This window comes from Thomasclavelia sp. (genome assembly GCF_047249845.1).
In the GTDB taxonomy this organism is placed as follows: Bacteria; Bacillota_I; Bacilli_A; order Erysipelotrichales; family Coprobacillaceae; genus Thomasclavelia.
The window spans coordinates 1-8,389 of sequence record NZ_JBKTWO010000073.1; the positions used below are offsets into that span (position 1 = coordinate 1).

Consider the following 8,389-nt stretch of genomic DNA (forward strand, 5'->3'; position numbering starts at 1 on the left):
TACAGAGCGACAAATTTGAAGTTGTAAGGGAGATTTATTTATTTATTTAATATTTTCTTATCTTCTGTATATAGCGATACTTCACCACAGTTTGGACAAACAGCAGCTTTTATCTTTCCAAACTCATTAGTTAAGACTCCCTGACCTTTACTAAGTAATACTGGAGCTACACCCGCATTTATTGAACTTATCTTTAATCCATACTCTTCAATCATTTCTGTGTTACAACGTTGACATTTTCGCATTTTAATCGCCTTTCATTTTTATAATTAAATCATCAATTGAAATACTTTTAGCATATCTCTTATCCCAACTACCAGTTTTTGATACAATCATAATTCATGCAAAATGTACAGTTGAAACAACTTTAGATATAAGTGAAACAAATTATTTAAAAACATAAAAATAATAGATAATTACCCGTTATTTACTTTATGCTTTTTTATTTTTGAAATTAGAAAATAAATAATCACCAAAATTATCGCCAAACCATAAGGAAACATAAAATTCATTATATTTGACATTAGATCACTAAACGCATCACGTTCAATCATCTTATCATTAATATATTCTTCTTGATACAATAAATAATCACCATAATAAATATCAAGATTACCTACTTTAGTTCCCTTTTTTATTGGTGCCTCAAGTTGCTTAAATGAGTATTTATACTCTAAATCATCTTTATTAACATTATTTGGTAAAAATGCTATAACATCATGCTGGTTTTTAATTACTATCTTTTGATTATCTTTTGCTACCTTTATATTTAAACTTTTCACCTCTGTATCTTTATTTAAGATAGGTTGAAGCGAATAATTTTGACTAACATAATTAACAATATCTAAAGTATCTTGTACAGCAGCCCTTGGCTTAATATCATCATTTATTGATTTACCTACAACTGTAATGATCTCATTATCTCCAACCTTATCTAAACTAGCTAAACAATTTTTTGCAGCATCAGTATAACCGCTTTTACACCCTATAATATTACTTGTATCAATATGACTTCTACCTGCATTATACATCGATTTGTTAACCCATTGATGTAGACCATTTGAAGAAGTAGCAGAACGTTTTGAATAAATCTCTTTAAATCGTTCATTTTCTACAGCATATTTAACTATCAAAGCCATATCATGAACAGTTGTATAATGATTAGGATCATGAATTCCTGTTGTATTTACAAAGTTAGTATCTTTTAATTTTAATTTCTTTGCTGTTTCATTCATCTTATTGACAAACTCTTCTTGACCACCACAAAGATTATTAGCTAATGCTCTAGTTGCATCAGCACCACTTGGTAAAATTGCTCCTAAAAGTAAATCACGATATGTAACAGTTTCACCTACTTCAAAATTTGCTGATGAAGCCCCAGTTTCCCACACTGTGTCAATATCACTTTGAGTAATTACTGTAGTCATTTCAAGATCTTTCATCATCTCAATTGCTACAATTACTGTCATAACTTTTGTCATACTAGCTGGATACATTCTTTCATCCATATTTTTATTATAAAGAACTAAACCACTTTTAGCATCTATGGCAACTGCGTATTGTGCTGTTAAACCAATATCCTCACTATTATCTTGTGCCTGTATTGGAGTAATTAAAGTAAATAGGCATATACATGCAAGAATAAAACTTAAAATCTTTTTAAACATCTAATTCACCCTCCTTAGCCCCTGTTTTTAAAAAAGAAAGTTTTGTTTCAGAAATAATGATTGCAATAAAAATTAAAACAAATCCACAAAGTACTTTAACAGTTAATACTTCCCCATATAATAAAACTGAAAAAGCTACCCCAAATACTGATTCTAAACTAAGCAAAATTGCCGCATTACATTCACTAACTAAATGCTGTCCAATATTTTGACAAAGTAACGTTATTGCAGTAGCAAATAATGCTAAATAACCAATCTGTAAAACAATGCTGCTATCAATTTGTCTAATCACTGATATATCTTCAAATAATAACGAACCCAAAAGCGCTAAAATTGCTGTCATTGCAAACTGTAATGTAGTTAATTTAATTGGATGCATTGTTTGAGAATACTTTTTAATTGCTAGAATATGAAAGGCAAAAAAAAGACCCCCAACAAGTGTTAATAAATCCCCCATATTTATGCTTAAATTACCATCTAATGAAACAAATCCAACTCCGATAACACATAATAATGCCGCAAAAAAATTATAATTATCAGGCCTTTTACGATAAAAAAACCAAACTAAAAATGGTACGATTGCACAATATACTGCTGTTAAAAAAGCATTTTTACCTGGCGTTGTCATAGTTAAACCAATTGTTTGAATTAGATAAGCTAAAAATAAACATGTACCAGTAATCATGCCACCTTTTAAATCTTTAATACTTATATCTCTAACATATTTATAAAACATGATTACCATAATTACTGTAGCTAAAGAAAACCTAATAAATAGTAACACATTCGGTGTTAAAAAATCCACTGCACTCTTCATCACAATAAAAGAGCTGCCCCAAATCATTGCTGCTATTGTCAACAACAATGAACCTTTAATCTTATCACTCACAATTAAACCTCCAATTTACTTGTATATTTTAACACTTTCGACATATTTCAACAATATATATTTTCTTTAATTTTTATACATTTAACTCTAATATGATAATATCCTAAAATAGAATTTTCTATAATAAATAATAAAAATACTTGGATTCCCCCAAGTATCAAAAAACATCTTGTAAATAAATTTTTATGATCATCTTTCTCTCATTTACTATTAAAATATTATGCTTATTAAATCCAATGATAAAATAATCTCATGGTACTAATATTTCAACTTGCATATAACCAAATATATTCTTATTTTATAACAGCTAATAAGGCTTAAAAATACAAATTCATCAAATACTCCGAATTTCAATTAGACGAAATATATCATGATACATATTCTCACTATCTTCTAAATCAATCATAAGCCATCTTTGTCCATTTCCTTCTTTAGTTTGACAATAAATATCTTGCAATTCAATAGTACAACTTGGCAATATAGATTCAACCATTTCCTTTTCTTTTCTACCTACAACTATCATTATTGTAAAATAAGATTCTCTAGGATATATGGTACAAAGAGTTTTTCCAGATTTTTTATACTTAATATTCCATCCTTTTTCATAACTACAAGAGCTGAATTCTATTTTTGCTTTACTATTATATTTTGTTTCAATTTCCATACAAAATTTATTAAAAACTAAATTGCCAATATACTCTCCTATTTCATCTAGTGTAGGACAATAATCACGATTTTTTATATCAATCATATAATATACCTCCAGTTATCATTATAATTTATATTAATACTTAAAAATAAATTTTATTTATTACCTTTAGTAACAATAAGTCTTTTGCTTTCTTTATTATAAATACTTTGATTATAATTTAGATATATCAAAACCAGCTTTCATAAATAATCATCTATACTCATCATCAAGTAAAATACTTTATATAATATCATATTGATTATATTCCTAACATTTTTTAAATGATAAAAATTTAAGCCATGAATTGTTTGATATTAATTATATATAAAATCTATTATTTAATTTTACAATAACATCCAACTTTAATTATGTAAACATTTATATTCATAAATCATTATGTGTTACTAATACAAAAGATAATTATTCATCTAAAAAAGTCAGATTTTACTAAGTAAATTTCTGACTTTTAAAATATTTAATTATCCATTAATAACATTATGACAGCGTTGGCATAATTCGCCTTCCATCTCTTCTTCATCAAAGTGATTCCAACAACGAGGACATTGATGACCATTAAACTTTTCAACTTTAATAAATGCACTATCATATTCTTCTAGTGAATTATCATCAACTAATTCAACTTTAGCTACAATAAATAATTGTTTTAAATCATTTAACATTGATGCAATATCTTTAAATCCATCTTTTAAAGATATAGTTACTTTTGCTTCCATATTAGATTTAATTACTTTTTCATTACGTAATCCTTCTAATGCTTTTAAAACATCTTTACGTAATAATAAGAAACGATCAAAGTATTCTTTTAATTCATTACTATTTTCAACTGTTACCTTTTCAACATTTGGTTCTAAGAAAATAGATTCAGCTTTTTTATCATCACAATGGAAATGATCATGTAATTCTTCAGCTGTAAATACTAAGACTGGAGAAATTAACTTCATCATTACTTTAGCATGATAATATAATACTGTTTGTACTTGTCTTCTACGTAAACTGTCAGCTTTTTCAATATAAAGAATATCTTTTGTAAAATCCATATAGAATGAACTTAATAAGTTCGTAAAATAATTTAGAATTTGTTGATTTGCATCAGCAAAATCATAATTATCATAGGCTTTATGATAACCATCAATCAAATCATTTAACTCAACCAACATATATTTATCAACATCAGCTAATTTATCAACAGCTACAAGATCAGCTTGTTTAAAATCATTTAGGTTTCCTAAAACAAAACGCATTGTATTTCTAATCTTACGATAGTTTTCAGAAATTTGCTTCATAATTTCATCACTAATACGAACATCTTGCTGGTATGCAACAGAAGTTGTCCATAATCTAACAATATCTGCTCCATACTGCTTAACTAATTTAATTGGATCAACTGTATTACCTAAAGATTTAGACATCTTGTTTCCTTTACCATCTAAAACAAAACCATGTGACAAGACTGTTTTATATGGTGCACAACCATGAGCAGCAGTACCTACGATCAATGAAGAGTTAAACCAGCCACGATATTGATCACTACCCTCAAAATATAAATCAACAGGATATGGATAACCCCTTTCCTTCATACATCCAGTATGACTTGATCCTGAATCAAACCAAACATCCATGATATCCTTTTCTTTTTTAAAGATACCATTTGGTGAATGTTCGTTAGTATATCCTTCTGGTAATAAATCTTTTTCATCACGTTCAAACCAGACATTTGAACCATGCTTTCTAAATAAATCAGAAATATGCTTGAATACTTTTTCTTCCATAATTGGTGTTCCATCTTCACAATAGATAATAGGAATTGGTACCCCCCAAGATCTTTGACGAGATATACACCAGTCCCCACGTTCTTTGATCATATTATAAATACGAATATGACCCCATTCATTCAACCAGTTAACTTTATCAATTTCATTTAATAATTTATCTCTAATTTTATCTAATGAACAGAACCACTGATCTGTTGCTCTAAAAATGATTGGTTTTTTAGTTCGCCAGTCATGAGGATAACTATGAGTAATAAATTCTAATTTCAACAAAACTCCTAGCTCATCAAGTTTCATTGTCACAGTTTTATTTGCATCATCAACATATTGTCCAGCTAACCATTCACCACAATCAGCCATCATACAACCATGTTCATCGACATTACAGTAAGCTGGTAATCCATATTTTTGACCAACAAAGAAGTCATCAGCCCCAAATCCTGGTGCTGTATGAACACATCCAGTTCCAGCTTCAGCAGTAACATGATCTCCTAAAATAACTAGTGATTCACGATCATATAAAGGATGCTGGCAAGTAATCATTTCTAATTCCTTCCCTTTAAAGTGATTTACTACTTTATATTCAGTGATTTCAAATTTTTCCATTAAAGAATCAACTAATTCATCTAAAACAACTAATTTACCCTTAGGTGTTTCAACTAATGCATAGTTATATAGCTCATTTAAACAGATTGCTAGATTGGCAGGAATAGTCCAAGGTGTTGTAGTCCAGATAACAAAATATGTATCATTATCTAAAATTCCTTTACCATCTTTAACAGGAAATTTTACAAAGATAGTTGGACTTTTAATATCATGATATTCAATTTCCGCTTCTGCTAAAGCAGATTCACTTGATGGTGACCAATATACAGGTTTTAATCCTTTAAAAATCAATCCATCCATAGCCATCTTAGCAAATACATCAATTTGATTAGCCTCGAATTCTGGTGCTAAAGTTAAATATGGATGTTCATAATCTGCAAATGTTCCCATTCTAATTAACTGTTCTTTTTGTTTATTAACTTGTTCATGAGCATAAGCATCACATTTTTCTCTAAATGCTGCCGTAGACATTTCCTTACGATTAACCCCTAATTTTTGAATAGCGTTTTCAATCGGCAAACCATGAGTATCCCAACCAGGAATATATGGTGTATAACGTCCTTCCATGTTATTATAACGACAGATTACATCTTTAATGACTTTGTTTAACATATGTCCCATATGCATATTACCATTAGCATATGGTGGCCCATCATGGAAAACAAAAGCATCTTTACCTTCATTTTGTTTAATAACTTTTTCATACATGTTCGTTTCTTGCCAACGACTTACATACCCAGGCTCTTTTTTAGGAAGATTTCCTCGCATCTCAAAGTCTGTTTTTGGCATTAATAATGTGTCTTTGTAATTCATTTTTTCTCCTCCATAAATAAAAAACGTCCTTAACAAGGACGAATATATCGCGGTACCACCTTAATTCGTATTTTACAATACGCACTTTAAAATCTTAACGCGATCAACGGCGACCCCTACTACTTTCAAGGCGCTACTCCAGAGTGATTCATTATAATAATAGTTACTGATTTACACCATCCATCAGCTCTCTATAAACATCTTATTATAAACAGTCTCTTTCATTGTATTTAATTATCTTCATCTTCTTCGTTAATAAGATTAAAGACTTCCGAATTATCAATCGTATCCAAAATATCTTGTGACATCTTTTGAACAGATGAACGGAATTTAATTGCTTGATCTTTAAAATCATTCATCTCACTTGAAAGTGAACGAACATAATCTAAAGACTCTTTCAAAATCATATTAGCATTACGTTTGGCTTTATCAATCAAAGCACTAGCCTCTTTTAAAGCCAATCGAGCTATTTCTTCATTAGTTTTTTCAGTGATGTTGACACGATGCTGCAATAATGAGTTTTGTTCTTTAGCATGCTCAAGTTCATCAGTCAAAGTAGCAATTTCTCGTTTCAACTTACTAATCTGACTTTCATAATCAACAATTAGATTATCTACTGTCTGCATATCATAACCCCTAAATTGCTTTTTTATTTCACTCATCGTCTCACTCCCTTACTTATAAAAATATCCTTCTACGACAAAATTATCTTGTTTAGTTTTTCTTTTAGTATCAACAAACTTAACACGACCATAGCGTCGAAGCGATATTATATCACTATTATTACACAAATAACTTATTTCTTCAACTTCTTTATGATTAACTTTTACAAAACCTGCTTGAATATAGCTAACTGCTTTACTCCGAGGTATTTTATAAAAGCTGCTTACTATCTTATCAAGACGAAATGAAGAAATAATAAATGTTTTACTAACATATTCATGAATTATTTCAATCTTTTCATTAGTTATTGATAATTTTACTTTACTACGCTTGATCATCGTTAGATTATCTTTAACATAATCATAAATTCTTGAATCCATTGCAACATAAAAATTATCATTATATTCATAAATATCCCCAAATAATTCTCTTTTAATCCCTAAAGACATTAAAGCACCTAAAATATCTCGATGATTTAATTTTCCAAAAGATTTAACATATGTAATTTTAACTAGCGCTATTTCAAAATCTTCTTTTTCAATTTGATAAAATGATGGAGCAATAATTAATCTTTTAGACTCACTATTAAGTAAACCACCATCCTCTAAAACTATTAAATCATCTAGATTACCAATAATACTATAAACAATTGATTGGTGATATGGGTTTAAAAACTTTGTTAAAATGATTCTTTGTTTATATAAAGCCTGATCTTTAAACTCCAAAACCTTTTTAACAAATACTTCCTCACCTTTAAAATGTTCAAACATAATTAAAAAGTATTAGTTAAACTAATACTCATTTATTCTTCTGGTTCCTCTTCATCTAGAGCAATACTACCTGAAACACCGATATTTTTTGGAGTACATAAGAAAATTCTTGGCCCAATTCTTTGGATATCTCCTTCAATTGCAAAGATTACTCCACTTAGAAAGTCTACAACCCGTTTAGATTGTTCTTTTTGTAAACGATGTAAATTAATTACAGCTGCTTTTTTCTGTTTTAAATAATTTGCAATATCTTGTGTTTCTGCAAAGGCTCTAGGTTCAAATAAAATCAATTGACTATCTTTATTAGCATTTAATGCTTTAATGGCATCACTAGTTTTTGAAAATTTAGCTTGTTCAAATAAACTGGTTTTTGGCTCAGTATCAATTTCTACTTCCTCATATTCTTCAACTTCATCACCGTCTTCGTCAAAGAACCATTTTTTAACTTTTTGTCCGTATCCCATGAAGTGGTCCTCCTTATTTTATTACCAGCTCATTAT

At 28.9% G+C, this 8,389-nt stretch carries 8 protein-coding genes and 1 other annotated feature; all 8 genes read right to left on the minus strand.

The genetic code is table 11. From position 1 onward, the window contains the following. Nucleotides 1-38: 38 nt before the first annotated feature. Nucleotides 39-245, minus strand: coding sequence for a hypothetical protein (locus tag ACLR9T_RS12805; protein WP_413109895.1), 207 nt, complete (start codon nucleotides 243-245; stop codon nucleotides 39-41). Nucleotides 246-416: 171 nt separating this feature from the next. After that, entirely contained in the window at nucleotides 417-1,667 is a 1,251-nt protein-coding gene (locus ACLR9T_RS12810) for a D-alanyl-D-alanine carboxypeptidase family protein (RefSeq protein WP_413109896.1), read from the minus strand. Then, the gene (locus ACLR9T_RS12815; protein ID WP_413109897.1) at nucleotides 1,660-2,556 is read right to left on the minus strand and encodes a DMT family transporter; all 897 of its coding nucleotides are present in this window, start codon (nucleotides 2,554-2,556) and stop codon (nucleotides 1,660-1,662) included. Before ACLR9T_RS12815 ends, ACLR9T_RS12810 begins: the two co-directional genes overlap by 8 nt. A 334-nt stretch (nucleotides 2,557-2,890) precedes the next feature. Further along, complete coding sequence (locus ACLR9T_RS12820) at nucleotides 2,891-3,307, minus strand: DUF3788 domain-containing protein (protein WP_413109898.1); 417 nt, start codon at nucleotides 3,305-3,307, stop codon at nucleotides 2,891-2,893. A gap of 419 nt (nucleotides 3,308-3,726) precedes the next feature. Further along, nucleotides 3,727-6,456 carry an isoleucine--tRNA ligase gene (gene ileS / locus ACLR9T_RS12825; RefSeq protein ID WP_413109899.1) on the minus strand — a complete coding sequence of 910 codons (2,730 nt, stop codon included), beginning with the start codon at nucleotides 6,454-6,456 and terminating at the stop codon, nucleotides 3,727-3,729. Nucleotides 6,457-6,487: 31 nt separating this feature from the next. Next, nucleotides 6,488-6,690, minus strand: a binding site (T-box leader). Then, on the minus strand, nucleotides 6,687-7,118 hold the full coding sequence (locus ACLR9T_RS12830) for a DivIVA domain-containing protein (RefSeq protein ID WP_413109900.1): 432 nt from the start codon (nucleotides 7,116-7,118) through the stop codon (nucleotides 6,687-6,689). It overlaps the preceding feature by 4 nt. 12 nt (nucleotides 7,119-7,130) lie before the next feature. Continuing rightward, nucleotides 7,131-7,889 (minus strand): RNA-binding protein, encoded by a 759-nt coding sequence (locus ACLR9T_RS12835; protein ID WP_413109901.1) that lies wholly within the window; start codon nucleotides 7,887-7,889, stop codon nucleotides 7,131-7,133. Between the two features lie 32 nt (nucleotides 7,890-7,921). After that, nucleotides 7,922-8,353 carry a cell division protein SepF gene (locus ACLR9T_RS12840; RefSeq protein ID WP_413109902.1) on the minus strand — a complete coding sequence of 144 codons (432 nt, stop codon included), beginning with the start codon at nucleotides 8,351-8,353 and terminating at the stop codon, nucleotides 7,922-7,924. Between the last annotated feature and the right edge of the window lie 36 nt (nucleotides 8,354-8,389).